Genomic DNA, 15,370 nt, shown 5'->3' on the forward strand with positions numbered 1-15,370 from the left:
GGCGCCATCAATACCGACAAACAGGACCAAATAAAGCCTGTTTACAAAAAGGCATGTATTCTGCATATCGACAATTGTACATTTACACATTCCAATTTGCTGACACCCCGGGTCTGTACATTCCCGTTCCCCAGACCGGAAGGATAACGAGCATCATGCGGATATGGGCAAGCGCCTGCCTGCTTCTGTGCCTGCCAGCAAGCGCGAGCGCCGCAGGCCTGTTCAGTGCTGTCCATCCCACGCTGGCGTGTGGGGATGATGCCATTTTGCGTACCCTGTCCGACCGGACCATTTCCACGCAGCAGTCACCCGCATGGCGCAGGACACTGATGCGGCAGGGCGACTGTCACAACGTCACGCCGGACATCCGTTGGGAAAAAATAGCCAACCGCAACGGGCTGCCACTGATGCGGCGCGTGCCGCCGGTGCCGGGCCTGCCGCCGCTATATTTCATGACGGGTGAAATCGCCCCGATCGCGCCCGGTCCCACCGTCGCAGTAGCATCCGAGGACCGCACGCCACCCCGCACCCCGATCGCGCCACCCGCGCCCGTGGCCCCCATGGCCGATCCCCCCACCGGCCCGCAGCACACCGAAGCGGAAGACAATCCGCCAGCCACGCCGCCGGTGATCGTGCAGCCCGCGGAAACCCCGCGACCGACCGACATCTTTTTCATGACGCGCGGCTTCCAGAAGCTGGGGTCGCTTATCCTGACCCTCATGCTGGTCTGCGGAACGGGATGGGTCATGGTGCTGGTCCTGCGCGCGACGTGGCGCATGGCGCGACGGCGCAAGGCGATCAACATCTGCGTGGAGCTGGCGCAGCGGCATTCCCCCATGCTGGGCCGGTGGTACCAGAACGCGCACGACACCCGCCCCGGTTCTGCGTCCCATACCTCGTGGGGGACGTATCTGGACCGCTTTGCCCACGGCACCATCCTGCCCACGCTGACGCGCCATGGATATAACACCCTGTGGCCCGACATCCACAAAACCGTGTACGGGCATATCACCGCCATGGCCGCCCGCATGGCAAGCAAGCCGCCAGCCACCGCCATCCCGCCCAGCACGTATCATCAGGACATGAATCAGGCGGAATACGCCGCCTTCTGTTCACAATGGATTGAAAAGGCCGGGTGGGAAATCCACCCTCCCGTCGCCACGGGCCTTGGCTCCGTCATCCAGTGCAACCGCAACAACCTGAAAATGCTGGTCCATTGCTGGATGGACCGCAAACCGGTTCATGATGACGTGATCTTGCAGGGCATAAAGGAAAAAACCGATTGCAAGGCCAGCGTGGGCGCGATCGTATCCAATGCGCCCTACACGCAGGAAGCCCTGATGCTGGGCAAGAAGCACCGGATATTCCTGCTGCACCATGAAGACATTTTCAAATTCGTATCAGGCATAGAAGTGCCCGACGTGGCATGACGCGCCCCTAGTCACGCGCCTGATGGGCAGCAAGTGCGTTGAAACACAGGGCCACGCCCTGCGCCTGGGCCGGGTTGCCATCAAGGAAACGGGTATCGTCCTCACGCTTCTGCCCGGTAATGCGCTGGCTGCAGTAATCGAACAGCGCCCGACTGTCGCGCACGCGCGTGCAATTCAGCAGCCCGACAAAACTGACATATCCCGCATGGTCATGCAGGCCCGTTACATACGCCGCGCACTGTTTCAGAACCGGCGGCGCGATCCGGCGGCCCATGATGGTGGCGTACGCGGCCTCTTCCCGCGTGGTACAGGCATTCACACCCGCGCTGTCGTGATGCACGGCACAGTACTGCGCTACCGCCCCATGCAGATACCCTCCTTCGGTCGCGCTATGTGCCCATAATGCGTCCGCCGCACGGCGGTAACTGAACACCGCGGCGGCACGATCGGGCGATATCACACGGAACGGCACCGAACGCGACCCGCAATACAGTGTCATGCGATAACCGTCCGCCCCATCCTGCTGGCTGGCGAAATCAAGGTAGATCGGATTGAGCGGGGGCGGACACAGCCGCCGCCCCGACGGCAGGACCGGGTTCTGCCCGGGTTCCACCCTGTATATCAGGTGGCTGTCGCTGCCTTGTTCCAGCGAGACCTCAAGCAGTTCGCCATTGGTGAAATCGATCCCGCTTTCCGACAGGCGCAGTTCCCCCAGCGTACTGGCGGTCTGGCTGTCCTGCGGGCGCAGTACGAAATACTGCGGTGCGTCCCGGGTCAGGTCACTGCCTTCAAAACGCTCGTTGTCAGCATGGGCGGGTGCTGTTGCCAAACAGGCAACCACACAGGCCGCACTGATGACAGGAAGGCATAACCCGGACCGTGCAGATTCCTTTTTAGGCATATGAGACGCCCCCTTAACTGAACAAGTATTGTGCATTTACTGCTGAAGTTTTAGAAAATATGTTTAATTTTTAATCATAATGCTTTTATTGAGGCATCCGTACTTGTCAGTGGTTATTTCGTCTGACAATGTTCGCTCCAGAACAACCAGTTGATGCTGAATGATATTTCTTTCTGTTTCTGCGCCGTTCCATGCTTTTCCCGGAAGGGAGGCCGTATTTCCACCAGTTACGGCATGTCCGGGGACAACAGAAATCAGGACTGCATATTTTTTGTACAACTTTTTCACCCGTGCGTGGACAGCGCCCTTCTCCCTCCTTCCTCCCGCGCCCGCCGTGGCGGAGACCAGAGTATGATCAGACCGGATCCCGCGCTGGAAGACAGCACCCCCATCCTGCCCGAAGATGATGACGGCTATCACAAGGGACTGGGCGCACGCCAGATCCAGATGATTGCCGTGGGCGGCGCGATCGGAACGGGTCTTTTCCTTGGCGCTGGGTCACGCCTTCAGGCGGCAGGTCCATCGCTTGCGCTGGTCTACCTGGTGTGCGGCATCTTTTCGTTCCTGATCATGCGCGCACTGGGCGAACTGGTGATGCACCGCCCCACCTGCGGCAGCTTTGTCTCGTACGCGCGGGAATTCCTTGGGGAAAAGGCGGCCTTCATCGCAGGGTGGCTGTCCTTCATGAACTGGGCCATGACCGGAATTGTCGATATCACGGCCGTGGCGATGTACATGCATTTCTGGGGCACGTTCGCGGCCGTGCCACAATGGGCCTTCGCCCTTATGGCGCTGTGCATCGTCACCACGCTGAACATGGTGGGCGTCCGGTGGTTCGGGGAGATCGAGTTCTGGTTCTCCCTGATCAAGATCGTGGCGCTGTGCCTGTTCCTGATCATCGGCAGTATCATTCTGGGCGTGCGCATGCCGGTGGACGGCCACGCGACGGGGCTTCACCTGATCGCCGATAATGGCGGCATATTCCCCCATGGGCTGGTCGCCAGCCTGCTGCTGGTGCAGGGGGTGGTATTCGCCTATTCCGGCATTGAACTGATCGGGACGGCGGCGGGCGAATGCGCGGATGTGCGCACGGTGCTGCCACGCAGCATCAACAGCGTCATCTGGCGCATCGGCCTGTTCTATGTCCTGTCGGTCATACTGCTGGTCAACCTGCTGCCCTGGACCGCCTATCATGGGGGCACAAGTCCGTTCGTGACGTTTTTCGAGGCACTGGGCGTACCCGGTGTCGATACGATCATGAACATCGTGGTACTGACCGCTGCACTGTCCAGCCTGAATTCCGGCCTGTATTCCACCGGCCGCGTGCTCCGCGCCATGGCAATGGGCGGTGCGGCGCCGCAGTCCCTTGCCCGCCTGAATGCAAGTTCGGTGCCCGCCAACGGCATCTGGCTTACGGTCGCGGTCTATCTGGTGGGGGTCGTGCTGAACTATATCGTCCCGTCCCAGGTCTTTGAAATCGTGCTGAACATGGCGGCAATCGGCATTATCAGCACATGGGCCTTCATCGTGCTGAGCCAGATGAAACTGCGTCAGGCCGTGCGCAGCGGGCGGATTGCATCCGCCGGTTTCGAAATGCCCGGCGCGCCCTTCACGTCATGGCTGACGCTTGGCTATCTCGGCAGTGTACTGGTGCTCATGCTGTTTGACTATCCCAACGGCACCTGCACGCTGGCCACCATGCCAGTGGTCGCTATCATCCTGATGCTGGGCTGGAAATACATGAACACCACCCGCAGCACGCCGGATACCACAGCGGAGCGCCCGCAATGTCCCACACCCTGAATGAAAAACTGGCGGGGGAACTGCCATTCCCCCGCCAGATCAACCGGCCTGTCGGCTAAGGAGCGCTGTATTGATGTCCTGATACCCCCATACCTGCTGCTGCAGTGCATGTAGCAGACATCCCATACCTGCCCCCGATACCATAAGACCCGACACGCACTGCCATGCGTGCAGGGACGCCCCCGATCAGGAAATAGCCACAGCCATGGTTTCCTTCACCTATGCCCGCGCGACCACACGCGCGGGCACTGCACCCCGCCGCAATGCAACCGCATTACCACGTGATGCCGGTCGTCCCAGCGAACGAGCATCATACATTCCGAAACCGGAATCAATATTATTCGTTGCGATATCGCTTTCATTGTTCCTGTCCGGCCTGTCCTGCGCCCATGCGGCGGGTACGGGCAATGGCACGGCGGCCGGGTCGCAGGGGCTGCATGAAGATTACAGCCAGTGGTACACCGGATCGCTGGTCTCACCATCCGGTGCGCTGACGAAAAAGGGCGTGTTCGCATGGGAACCCTATTTCGCCTATAGCCAGCCTGTCGGCTACCTGGACAGCACGGGACAGGGCATGTCGCTGAAGGACAAGGCCCACAGCGTGTCGAATTTCACGCTTTACAAGTATTCCATCACCAATTCGATCAGCCTGCAGATGACGCCGGACATAAGCTATGGCTGGCGCAGGGGCGGACATGGCGGCACGACCAGCGGGCTGAAAATGGGCGACCTGCCGGTGGATGTGATGTGGCGCTATCTTGATGCCGACCCGAAGCGGTACATCCCCGCCCTCAGCCTGTTCGTGGGCGTTGCCTTCCCGTCGGGTGATTACACGAAGCTTGGACGTGACGAGGACGGGGTGGGCACCGGCACCTATACCTTCCGTCTGGCGCTTACGGAACAGTCCACCTACACCCTGCCCGGCCACCATGAACTGCGGCTGCGCATGTGGGGCACGTTCCGCCGCGCGCTGACGCAGGCCCATATTGCCGATGTCAGCAGTTATGGCACCTCCGCCGGGTTCCGCGGGCTGGCACATCCGGGCATGTATGGGGAAAGCGGCTTTTCACTGGAATATGGCGTCAACCAGAAATGGGTGATCGCCATGGATCTGGCCCGCGACTGGGCCAACGGGTCCGTGGTGCGGGGGTATAACGCACAGGGGAAATACCAGAACATTCTGGGGCAGGCATCAGGTGACTGGGTCATAGCACCCGCGATCGAATATAACTGGTCTCCCCGCTTTGGCGTCATTGCCGGTGTCACCGCAATGTTCGCGGGGCACAATACCGGACAGGTCATTTCACCGCAGGTTGCCTTCAACAGCGTGTTCTGATGCCGCAGGGCGAGGTTCATGATAACAGACGTTCCGGGTACTGCCTTTTTCCAGATCGCGACATTCCCTGACGCCTTGCGGACAAAGCGTCATCCGAACCGTCCTGCTTCCGGAACAGTGCGTCAGGGCATGTCGTACAATGCCTGTATGGCATCCACGTTCTTCCCGGTCATCAGCGCAAGGATCAGCAGGATACGGGCCTGCCGTGGCCGCATGTGACCGGATGCCAGAATACCGCGCTGGCGTAATTCGTGTCGGCGCACCACGCCGCCGCAATATCCGCTACTCCCCTGCACCACCACGACACCGCGCGCCACGGCCTCATCCAGCGCCACATTTTCCGCAGGCGTGCACATACCGGGCAACATGCCCGCCGAAATGAGGCCACGTGCCCCCGCTGCCACAAACGCACGAATGCCCACGCCATCCGCGCCCGCATGGCTGTAAGCGATATCCACGCGCGGCATGCCGTCATCCCGAACGTCATCTTCCCCCGGCCAGCCCACATGGCGGCGATACCCCGTGGCACGACCGAAAAACACGCGATTGGCCTCGATCATGCCCAGCGGGCCGAAATCGGGGGAACGGAAGGTTTCCAGCTGGTAGGTCGAGGCCTTGGTCACCTCCTGTGCCGCATGGATTTCGTTATTGGCCACCACCAGCACGCCGCGACCGGCTGCCCCGGGGCATGACGCAACTTCCAGCGCGGCGTACAGATTGGCCGGGCCATCGGCGCTGATGGCGCTGGCGGGACGCTGCGCGCCCACCACCACCACGGGACAGGGCACATCCAGCACAAGGTCAAGGAAACAGGCCGCTTCCTCCAGCGAGGACGTACCGTGCGTGATGACAACCCCATCCAGATCCGGCCGGGTCGTGATGGTGTCGTTGATGCAACGGGCCAGCTGCAGCCAGCGGGCAGGCGTCATCTTCACGCTGTCGCAGCTGGAAAAGGGAATGTCATACACCTCGAAACGCGCGCGCACGGGGGCGGGCAGCGCGGTCAGCAGGTCACGGCCACCGATGCTTGCACCGATTTCCGCGTAATCGACCGTATCACGTGGGTCCGTGGACTGCCGGGCAATGGTACCCCCGGTCGAGATAATGGCAATGACGGGTCGCTTCATCTGACTTTTCCCCTGATCGCATCCTGCCCGCGATCAATCACGCAGGCATGAACCTGTCAAACACGACCCTGGACCGGACTACTGATACAGACCCGGTTCCGGTGCCCAGCCCGTCAGCAGATGGCGCCCGATTTCAGCGTTTTTCCAGTCTACCGGATCGTGCAGCGACAGCGTCCGGGCATCACGCCAGTACCGGTCCAGCCCATTGACCGCAGCCGTACCCCGTGCACCTGCCGCGGCCGGTGCATCCGCCGCCGCCCGCAGGGCCGCGCGCGTGGCAACCGACCGGGCCGCACTGGCCGCCATTGCGGCTGCATTGCGTGATGCCTGTCCGCCTTCATACCGGTCCAGCATCATGCCTGCCTGCATCACACTGCAATAGGCGGCGAACAGGTCCGCCCCGATTTCACCCAGCAGGCGACGCACATATGGGTCCTGATCCGCACTGTCCACGCCTGCCGCCCCCCATGGCCGGGCACGTTCGGGCACGAAAGCACAGACCGCACGCAACGCCGCGATGCCGATACCGGTCAGGATGGCGCTGAAACCGGCCTGAAACCGCAGGGCCACATGCTGGGGCAGCACGGCGTCGGGGTCCAGCGCGTTCCAGTGGTCTTCCACCTTCACGTCCTCCAGCGTCACGGTGCCGGAATCGGTCGCGCGCTGGCCCATGCGGTCCCAGTCATGATGAAAGACAAGGCCGGGGGCATCATGCGGCACAAGGTCCATGCGCACGCCCGCGCGGATGGACCCCGCCTGCTGCGCCCGCACGGGATCGAACGACGACACCGCCACCAGATCCGCGCCGGATGCGCCGGTGGCATAGATCTTGCACCCGGACAGGGCATGCGTACCATCGGGACAGGGGCGCGCCAGCGTCTGCAGGAACCCATCCGCCGTGCGCCCGTTTTCCGCCACCGCCATGCCAAGAATGGCATGATCCTGCACGATCCGATGCGCCAGACGCCGGCGCAGGTCAGACGGCGCATAGGCAAATATCTCGCGCACCAGATCGTCATGCACCTTGTAGATCTGGGCGACCGCCGGATCAGCCACGGCAATCCGCAGCATGAGTTCCAGCGACAGGTCCTGCGTCATGCCCAGCCCGCCCCAGTTACATGGCACGGCCAGCGCAAGGATGCCGGTCAACTTCAGCGCCGCCACGGCCTGATGGGGATAGCCCCCCGCGCGGTCACGATCTGCAGCCCCCGGGGCGATTTCGGTATCAAGCACGTGCTGCACCCGCAGCATGACCTTTCCCACCACCCCGTCAACCTGCCGCGCGGGAAACAGGTCACGCAGCAGGGGGGGCAGCACGCTGCCCTGCACTGGTACATCCGTCATGGGAAACATAATTAGGCGTGATGGGACAGGGCATCAACCACCCTGCCCCACCGGATCAGCCCCCGGCCTGCCTGCGGGCGGCGGCGCGTATATCGCTCAGCGTCAGCAGCCAGATCACGAACCCACCCATGGCCAGGCAGCTCCCGACCCAGCCCACGGATTCCCAGCCCAGCCCCGCGCTGATCGCCATGCCACCCAGCATGGGACCAATCGCGTTGGCCATGTTGAATGCGCTCTGGTTCATCGCTGCCGCCAGTGCCTGCGCGTCAACGGCCACACTCAGCAGGCGCGACTGGATCACGGTGCCAAGTCCGCCGCCACAGCCGATCATGAACACGATCGGCATCATGCCCCACACGGAATGCACCGAACCGGGGAAACCGGCCAGGGCTGCCGCATTGACCAGCAGCGTGCCACCGATGGTCGGCATCATCTTGCGGTCCGCCGCCCATGCGCACGCCATGGTGCCCACCGTCATGCCCACGCCGAACACCGCCAGCATGACCGGCGTCATGTAGGCCGGGGCACGGGTGACTTCCTGCAGGATGGAGGCAAGGTAGGTATAGACACAGAAAATGCCCCCGAACCCCACGACGCCAATCCCCAGTGTCAGCCAGACCTGCCGGTTGCGCAGGGCGCGGATCTCGGTCATCGCACTGGCATGGGGGCGCGGTGGGTCGGTCGGCACAAAGCGCATGATCAGCAGCAGGGTGCACAGCGCAAGCGCCGCGATCAGCACGAAGGCCCAGCGCCACCCCACCAGCAGGCCAATCCCGTTGGCCATGGGCACACCGCCAATGGTAGCGATGGTCAGGCCCAGCACGACCCTTGCCACCGCCTGCGTGCGCCGGTTTTCCGGCACCAGAGAGGATGCGACAATACCCGCCGTGCCGAAATACGCGCCATGCGGCAGGCCGCTTATGAACCGACACAGCAGCAGGCACAGATAATTGGGGGCCACGGCGGTCAGGCCATTGCCGATCACATACAGGGCCAGCATGCCGATCAGCAGGTGTTTGCGGCTGCATTTCGCCCCCAGCATGGCGATCAGCGGTGCGCCGACGCATACACCGGCGGCGTAGGCCTCGATCGCATGGCCAGCTTCGGGCACGGTCACATGCATGCCTGCCGAAATCATGGGCACAAGACTCATGGCCGCGAATTCGGCCGTGCCGATGGCAAATCCCCCCATCGCCAGAATGAAAAAGATCATGCTGGGGTGCCCGGACGGCTGCACGGACGCACGTACGCCTTCACGCGCGATGGTGATTGTATCAGTCATGCATATGCTCTGGACAAAAATAAAAAAGCGCGCTGCTGCACGCTGTTACTTTTGTGGCCGATACACCCATGCCGGACTGGCTACAAGCCTGCCGGGGCGTGTCCTTTCCTGCCCATTCCCGGATGAATGGCCATAAAAGGCGAAAAACGTTTCCTGTTCCCGGCCTGTGTCATATTTTGTCAAAAAAAGGTGCGGAGATCCGTACCCGTGCCGCACCGATCCCACCTGCCCCGCTTCATCGTACCGGATGTTCGGCCTGTTTCCTTATGGCGGCCAGCATGCGCCGCCGGATCAGGCCACTGACGGGACGGATCAGGTACCAGTACGGCGCGAAACGCTGCCGCATGGCGGGTGTAGGGCAGAAGACCCGTGTCTCGGTCACCAGCAGGGAGTGGCCTGCATAAGCGGGCTCCACCGCGAAACTCATGACCAGCCTGCAGACATCCCTGCGCTGGCAGGCCATGAAATCCGAACGCGATGCAATATCAAGCAGACCGTAATCCAGACGCCAGAACGCGCCGATCAGGCCCATGGCCACCTCCCTGTCACCCACGCGGCCAAGGGGCGTGAAACCATCCAGATCCAGCGCCCTGCGCTGCGACAGCCCCAGCAGACGCGCGGGCTTTTCCCGCATGGCGATGGCACGGCGGACCAAGGGATCGTGCCGGGCACGATAACGGCTGACACACTGCACGATTACGCCACCCGGGGCACGAATGCGCAGGGCATGGCGTTCCCGAAACGTAAAAACAGGTAGCAGGTCATCAATCAGGGCCATCATCATGCCTTCATGAAAAAAGGAAGGGATCCGGCCCCATCCTACAGGCATAAAAAAAGACGCCGAAGCGCCTGACCCATTTTATTCATTATCGCCTGCTGGCCGCCGGCCATTCCCACACTGGCGTGGGAATTCCGGCTGCAGGGGTATCAGGACAGAAACCCCCGGGCTCAGGCAGCGCGATCAGACACGATGGTTGCGATCATCAGGGCAGCGATCATGGGCAGGAATGCAACCATGGTCAGGGAAGACATGGCGTTCACGGAGTGGGCAATCATGGTGTTGATGTTTTCAATAAACATTTCTCGGTTCCTCTGGTGTTGAGTTGGTGAACCGGAAGGAACACCAGAACCGAAATACTCGCAATGGAAATAATATACCGACGAAGCGCGTTTTACAGGTCATTACATGATGTAAATATTATAAGTGTCCAACAATTACCCAAACGGAGCGGAACACCATTCATCTGTTCCGGACACTTTTGGAAATATGCCACAAAAAATGGCAGAGCCTTTTCAGGGTCTGCCATCGGGTCAATAAGGTCGGTTAAAATTTATGCAAATGCCTAAAATTTAACCGAACCACTTCACGTTTTCGTGAGGTCAGTTTGCTGCATTCCGCCATCTACCATACAGGCCGGGAGGCAACCGGACGCCCCGCAAAAGAGTAGTCCGGAAAAACAGTCGTATTTTCAATAACCTGCATCATCCCTCCCGTCCAGCCTAAAAACAGGTCATTCTTCATTAATCTGAAAATAACCTGTCTGCTGTCCGTCAGGGCAATTCAGGGGTTTCGAGTCCATAATCGTAGCGCCGTACCGCCTGCCCCATCACCGCCAGTCCAGCGGGTGCATCCATGGGGGCAAAACCGACCTCGATAAAGGCGAGTCCTTCATGCTGTTCCGCCTGCGCCAGCGCCTTATCCAGCGTGGATACGTCATTGGCCTTCAACGACAGCACGGCGGCCATGTCGCCCCCCATCGCCGCAGGCAGGTCGGCATAATTCCAGTTGGCGACATCGTTATAGACCGCCTGCGGGCCAAGGATCATCCGTTCAATGGTATAGCCACCGTTATTGACCAGAAAGATCGTGATATTGCAGCGGTGCCGCAGCAGGGTGGACAGTTCCTGTGCCGTCATCTGGAACGATCCATCGCCAATAAACAGCACATGCCGCCGGTCCGGCATGGCCAGACAGGCCCCAAGACTTGCGGGTAGTGAATAGCCGATCGCCGCCCAGACCGGCTGCACCAGCAGGCTGCACCCGGCGGGCAGGCGGGCATGCAGCATTGCCACCATGGACGACCCGTTATCAGCGCCCACGATATCTCCCGGGCGCAGGAAGGCTTCTGCCCGCTGCCAGAAGACCGCCTGCCCCCAGGGCCGCGCATCAGGCGACGCCGGCACGGCATGATCAGGCTGGACCGGACGCGCCGGGTGCGCGGGCGGCGTGTCCTTCAGGGCCTGTTCCGCCGCGTCGAGCAGGTCGGCCGCGGTAATGCCCTGCATGTTCCTGCCATCACAGTTCAGGCTGAACGGCTGGATATCAACCAGCGCACCGGGCTGCAGGTTCTGTGAGAAATAACCGGAGGTGGAATCGACAAACCTGACGCCCAGCCCGATGACGCAGTCCGCCCCACTCACATAATCCGCCACACCGGGGGCGGAGGCCTGCCCCCCATACTGACCCAGCCACAATGGCCCCGTTTCCGGCAGCAACGTACGGGCGGTAGACAGGGCCGCATAAGGAATGCCGTGCTGCGTGCACAGTCGCACGACACGATCATGCAGTCCGTACTGGCGTACCATGGCATCCACCAGCACAACGGGCTGGCGCGCCTGCGCAAGGCGCTGCACGATCCATTGCGCCGCCTGCGCCAGCAGTCCGGGATCCGACGTGACAGACACCGGGGACGGGGGCGGCACATCGACATCAACGTAGCAGATGTCAGAGGGAAACTGGATATAGACCGGGCGCTGCAGCGTCTGCACGGCATGCAGCAGCCGATCGGTTTCCACCACGGCCGTCGCAGGCTGCAACCGGGTGCTGGCTGCGGTGAACTGCCGGTAGCAGGCCATGACGTTATCATAGTCGCCATCGGCCAGGGTGTGATGCACTAGCGCGCGCGAGTGGACGGCATGCAGGGGCGGCATGCCCGAAATCACCACCACCGGCACGCCTTCTGCGGCAGCGCCCGCCACGGCGGACAGCGCGGACAGATCCCCCACGCCATAGGTCACCAGCACGGCCCCGATACCAGTCATGCGGGCATCGCCATCCGCGGCATAGGCTGCATTGAGTTCATTGCAGGTGCCAATGAACTCAATGCCGGCCGTGCGTTCGATCAGTTCAAGGAATTCAAGATTGTAATCGCCGGGAACACCATAAATGCGCGAAACACCGATATGCCGGAGCCGGTCCAGCAGCATACTTCCGATTGATCCGCGCATGCCGTCTTTCCCCTAACCTGTTGCCGCCCGGCCTGAATTGGCCGGACCGGAGTCAATAGATATCAAAATCATTGTTTCCGGTGGATGAAAAGGCCATGCGGCGTTCGGTCAGGTTCAGGATCCACGATGACATGTCCGACCGCGTGCGGGGGAACGGCAGGCGGTGCACCATGGAGCGCATGCTGTAGAATTTGCGGTACATGGTCTGGATGCGCTGTTCCATCTGGCCGGGCGTGCAGTTCTTGGGCCAGATATGGCAGACCTGTCCGGGCCAGCGGTCGATATCCTCAGGGTCGATGATCCGGCCCGCCTTTTTCATCCGTTCAAACAGCGCCGTCCCCTTGGTGGGGGTCAGGATATTGAAATAGGCCGCCGGAACCTTGTGCGCCTCAAGAAAGGACAGGGTCGCGTTATAGACGTCTGGGTGTTCATCATCGTACCCGAAGATGAAGTTGAGCGAGTAACTGATGTCGCGCCTGCGCAGGTTGTCAAACATCTCGCCATAGCGGCTGGCCTTGTTCCAGCCCTTTTTCATGCCCTGCAGCATTTCTTCATCAATGCTTTCGATACCGATATTCACATGCATCACGCCGCTGCGCTGCGCCAGGTCAAGGAAATCGGTATCAAGGCACAGATTGGACGACCACAGCGTGGACCACCGGATCTTCAGCGACACCAGACCTTCCATCAGTTCCATCGCACGGCTTTTCTTGCCGCCGAAATTACTTTCACCGAAGAAGAAGTGGCTGCCCTTGTTCTTGATCCGCTCCAGTTCGGCCACCATCTGGTCCACCGGCCGCCAGCGGTAGCGCCCGCCAAGATAGAAGCGTTCCGAACAGAAATCGCACACGAACGGACACCCGCGTGAGGACTGCACCGCAAATGTGCGGAAAGGACCGAATTTCTTCAGGTCCAGCAGGTCGTACCGCGGCGGCGGCAGGTCGTTGAGTTCCTTCAGCGGGGCGGCGCGATAGATCTTCTGCAGGCGGTCGGCGGCAGCGTCCTCCAGCATTGTCTTCCAGATCGGCTCGGCTTCGCCCACGCCTACGGCGTCGCAGTGTTCGGCGGCTTCGTCGGCATAGAAGAAGGCATGCGGCCCCCCCATGATGACCTTGACCCCACGGCGACGGAATTCAGCCGCGATGTCATAGGCGCGGGGGGAATGCAGCGTCCAGGCCGACAGGGCGACCACGTCCACCGGCACGTCGAAGTCGATATCTTCTAACTGTTCATCAAGCAGGGTGACGGTCCATTCCCGTGGCGTCAGCGCCGCAAGATATGGCAGCGCAAGCGGTACCATCTGCCGTCGCTTGGTCTTGAAAATGGTCCGGTCGGTCTTGGACCGGTAATGCGACGGCTGGATAATCAGCAGCTTGAGATCTGTCTTGGACATGCTTCAGCTCTTATGGACCCGGATGTGGTAAGGAATATCCTGATAAATAACTCTTTCTCATATCGTACGTTTTTTGTCCCACATGTCCACTGCACGAAATAAACAGCACCTAATCATTCATGTTTGTATAGAATGCGCACATGTCACATATCAAAAAATTGCATGATTATTTATTTGAGTTTTACTTTTATTACTTTATTATTATTTTTACAATTTGTAACTATTATTTTCCGCTTCACAACAACTGAAAAGATACACATATCTGATTTCAGCCTGCTGCATGTCTGGCACGGTCTGAGGGGAAATGACAGCGGGCCTGCATACACTCGTACGATAGGGAACAGCCCCCCCGCACCAGCTCCTACAGCCACAACCGCGCAGGCACGCTGCCGGCATGATCCCGTCAGTTTTGAGGTATCGGGGGATTACAGGTGCTACGGCCCCCGGCACGGCGCGACCCATTGCCGCGACAGGCGTGCTGGCTGACACGTTCTGCGCACCAGCCAGCCAAAGCGGCTGCTTCTGAAGCGTTTCAAAACAGCTTCACCACAACCTGCCTTGAATTCGCGGGACGAGTCACAGGCCGAGTGCCGGAAGCGCCTATTCCGGCAGGTCGGTATTCGCCTGGCCACCGGTCACGCCATCATGCTCCAGCATGTCGATAATGGCGGCGGCCGTTTCTTCTACCGAGCGGTGGGTCACGTTGATGACAGGCCATTTATGGCGCGTGCACAACCGCCGTGCCCATTGCAGTTCTTCCTGCACATTCTGCGGATCAATATAAGGTTTGACGGAGGAGACGGACATACCCGGTGCCGCCATAGACCGGCCCGGCAACATCATCCCCACGCGCGAACGCCGGATTTCCAGCAGCGTATAGGGATCAATCGTCAACCCGACCACAAGACCCGGGAAATCCTGCAGCCCGACGGGCAGGGGTGCATGGGGCACCAGCGGGATATTGGCCGCCCGGATGCCACGATTGGCCAGATAGAAGCATGTCGGGGTCTTGGATGTGCGCGAGACACCGACAAGGACCACATCCGCCTTCGTCAGGTCTGTCGTCTTCTGCCCGTCATCATGGGAGATGACGTACTGCATCGCCTCGATCCGTCGGCGGTAGGTATCATCCATCACATACTGGCCGCCGGGATGGCGTTCCGCCACAATCCCGGTCTGCTGTTCCAGGAAATGGATGGTTCCATCAAGGATATTCTTGACCTGTACTCCCATGCGCGCGCACCCCATGCGCAGCATGTTCTGCAGGTCCGGGGATGTAAGCGAGGACAGCACCGGACCCGGCTCATCCCCGATTCCGGACAGCACGCGCGCCACCTGCACGCGTGTGCGGATCAGGTTCCAGTTACGTGGGGAAAAAGCCGCGGACTGGAACTGCGCGCTGCAGGCCCGCATGACTGCTTCCAGCGCCTGCCCCGTCGCTTCGGATACAAGATGCAGGATAATTTCGCCCATGGCCCTGCCTGACATGGCGCCCCGCCTTCAGGCAGGGCGCCATTTCCGTATGT

General features: G+C 60.7%; 12 protein-coding genes. 3 read left to right on the forward strand and 9 right to left on the reverse strand.

The annotated features are described in order from the left end of the window. Positions 1-155: 155 nt before the first annotated feature. Positions 156-1,430 (forward strand): restriction endonuclease, encoded by a 1,275-nt coding sequence (locus tag CFR80_RS05435; RefSeq protein WP_110507145.1) that lies wholly within the window; start codon positions 156-158, stop codon positions 1,428-1,430. Positions 1,431-1,437: 7 nt separating this feature from the next. Here the strand turns inward: CFR80_RS05435 and CFR80_RS05440 are convergent, their stop codons facing one another. Then, entirely contained in the window at positions 1,438-2,331 is an 894-nt protein-coding gene (locus CFR80_RS05440) for a hypothetical protein (RefSeq protein WP_010513169.1), read from the reverse strand. 351 nt (positions 2,332-2,682) lie between these two features. Here CFR80_RS05440 and CFR80_RS05445 point away from each other — a divergent pair, with 351 nt between their 5' ends. Together CFR80_RS05445 and CFR80_RS05450 are read left to right on the forward strand one after the other, a co-directional pair. Beyond that, positions 2,683-4,134, forward strand: a complete 1,452-nt coding sequence (locus tag CFR80_RS05445) for an amino acid permease (protein WP_010513170.1) — start codon at positions 2,683-2,685, stop codon at positions 4,132-4,134. Between the two features lie 193 nt (positions 4,135-4,327). Next, complete coding sequence (locus CFR80_RS05450) at positions 4,328-5,470, forward strand: hypothetical protein (protein WP_029329245.1); 1,143 nt, start codon at positions 4,328-4,330, stop codon at positions 5,468-5,470. Positions 5,471-5,592: 122 nt separating this feature from the next. Here the strand turns inward: CFR80_RS05450 and CFR80_RS05455 are convergent, their stop codons facing one another. The 8 genes from CFR80_RS05455 to CFR80_RS05485 all read right to left on the reverse strand — a co-directional run bounded on the left by CFR80_RS05455 (position 5,593) and on the right by CFR80_RS05485 (position 15,317). Next, complete coding sequence (locus CFR80_RS05455) at positions 5,593-6,597, reverse strand: asparaginase (protein ID WP_010513172.1); 1,005 nt, start codon at positions 6,595-6,597, stop codon at positions 5,593-5,595. A gap of 78 nt (positions 6,598-6,675) precedes the next feature. Beyond that, complete coding sequence (locus CFR80_RS05460; protein WP_010513173.1) at positions 6,676-7,950, reverse strand: acyl-CoA dehydrogenase family protein; 1,275 nt, start codon at positions 7,948-7,950, stop codon at positions 6,676-6,678. Between the two features lie 46 nt (positions 7,951-7,996). Next, positions 7,997-9,223 carry an MFS transporter gene (locus CFR80_RS05465; RefSeq protein ID WP_110507146.1) on the reverse strand — a complete coding sequence of 409 codons (1,227 nt, stop codon included), beginning with the start codon at positions 9,221-9,223 and terminating at the stop codon, positions 7,997-7,999. Positions 9,224-9,458: 235 nt separating this feature from the next. After that, a complete protein-coding gene (locus CFR80_RS05470; protein ID WP_373636461.1) occupies positions 9,459-10,007 on the reverse strand; it encodes a hypothetical protein in 549 nt (182 codons plus the stop codon). Positions 10,008-10,171: 164 nt separating this feature from the next. Beyond that, the gene (locus CFR80_RS19750) at positions 10,172-10,303 is read right to left on the reverse strand and encodes a hypothetical protein (RefSeq protein ID WP_010513177.1); all 132 of its coding nucleotides are present in this window, start codon (positions 10,301-10,303) and stop codon (positions 10,172-10,174) included. 471 nt (positions 10,304-10,774) lie between these two features. Next, on the reverse strand, positions 10,775-12,451 hold the full coding sequence (locus tag CFR80_RS05475) for an alpha-keto acid decarboxylase family protein (RefSeq protein ID WP_010513178.1): 1,677 nt from the start codon (positions 12,449-12,451) through the stop codon (positions 10,775-10,777). A 52-nt stretch (positions 12,452-12,503) separates the two neighbouring features. After that, positions 12,504-13,844 carry a B12-binding domain-containing radical SAM protein gene (locus CFR80_RS05480; protein WP_010513179.1) on the reverse strand — a complete coding sequence of 447 codons (1,341 nt, stop codon included), beginning with the start codon at positions 13,842-13,844 and terminating at the stop codon, positions 12,504-12,506. 600 nt (positions 13,845-14,444) lie between these two features. After that, a complete protein-coding gene (locus CFR80_RS05485) occupies positions 14,445-15,317 on the reverse strand; it encodes a pyruvate, water dikinase regulatory protein (protein WP_029329248.1) in 873 nt (290 codons plus the stop codon). Positions 15,318-15,370: the final 53 nt, after the last annotated feature.

The sequence above is a fragment of the Komagataeibacter oboediens genome, from assembly GCF_003207815.1.
Classification (GTDB): Bacteria; Pseudomonadota; Alphaproteobacteria; order Acetobacterales; family Acetobacteraceae; genus Komagataeibacter; species Komagataeibacter oboediens.

What these genes read in the sequence shown, in the direction of transcription:
- CFR80_RS05435 (WP_110507145.1), top strand. Translation starts at nt 156, where the DNA reads ATGCGGATATGGGCAAGCGCCTGCCTGCTTCTGTGCCTGCCAGCAAGC.
- CFR80_RS05440 (WP_010513169.1), bottom strand. Translation starts at nt 2,331, where the DNA reads ATGCCTAAAAAGGAATCTGCACGGTCCGGGTTATGCCTTCCTGTCATC.
- CFR80_RS05445 (WP_010513170.1), top strand. Translation starts at nt 2,683, where the DNA reads ATGATCAGACCGGATCCCGCGCTGGAAGACAGCACCCCCATCCTGCCC.
- CFR80_RS05455 (WP_010513172.1), bottom strand. Translation starts at nt 6,597, where the DNA reads ATGAAGCGACCCGTCATTGCCATTATCTCGACCGGGGGTACCATTGCC.
- CFR80_RS05460 (WP_010513173.1), bottom strand. Translation starts at nt 7,950, where the DNA reads ATGTTTCCCATGACGGATGTACCAGTGCAGGGCAGCGTGCTGCCCCCC.
- CFR80_RS05465 (WP_110507146.1), bottom strand. Translation starts at nt 9,223, where the DNA reads ATGACTGATACAATCACCATCGCGCGTGAAGGCGTACGTGCGTCCGTG.
- CFR80_RS05470 (WP_373636461.1), bottom strand. Translation starts at nt 10,007, where the DNA reads ATGATGATGGCCCTGATTGATGACCTGCTACCTGTTTTTACGTTTCGG.
- CFR80_RS19750 (WP_010513177.1), bottom strand. Translation starts at nt 10,303, where the DNA reads ATGTTTATTGAAAACATCAACACCATGATTGCCCACTCCGTGAACGCC.
- CFR80_RS05475 (WP_010513178.1), bottom strand. Translation starts at nt 12,451, where the DNA reads ATGCGCGGATCAATCGGAAGTATGCTGCTGGACCGGCTCCGGCATATC.
- CFR80_RS05480 (WP_010513179.1), bottom strand. Translation starts at nt 13,844, where the DNA reads ATGTCCAAGACAGATCTCAAGCTGCTGATTATCCAGCCGTCGCATTAC.
- CFR80_RS05485 (WP_029329248.1), bottom strand. Translation starts at nt 15,317, where the DNA reads ATGGGCGAAATTATCCTGCATCTTGTATCCGAAGCGACGGGGCAGGCG.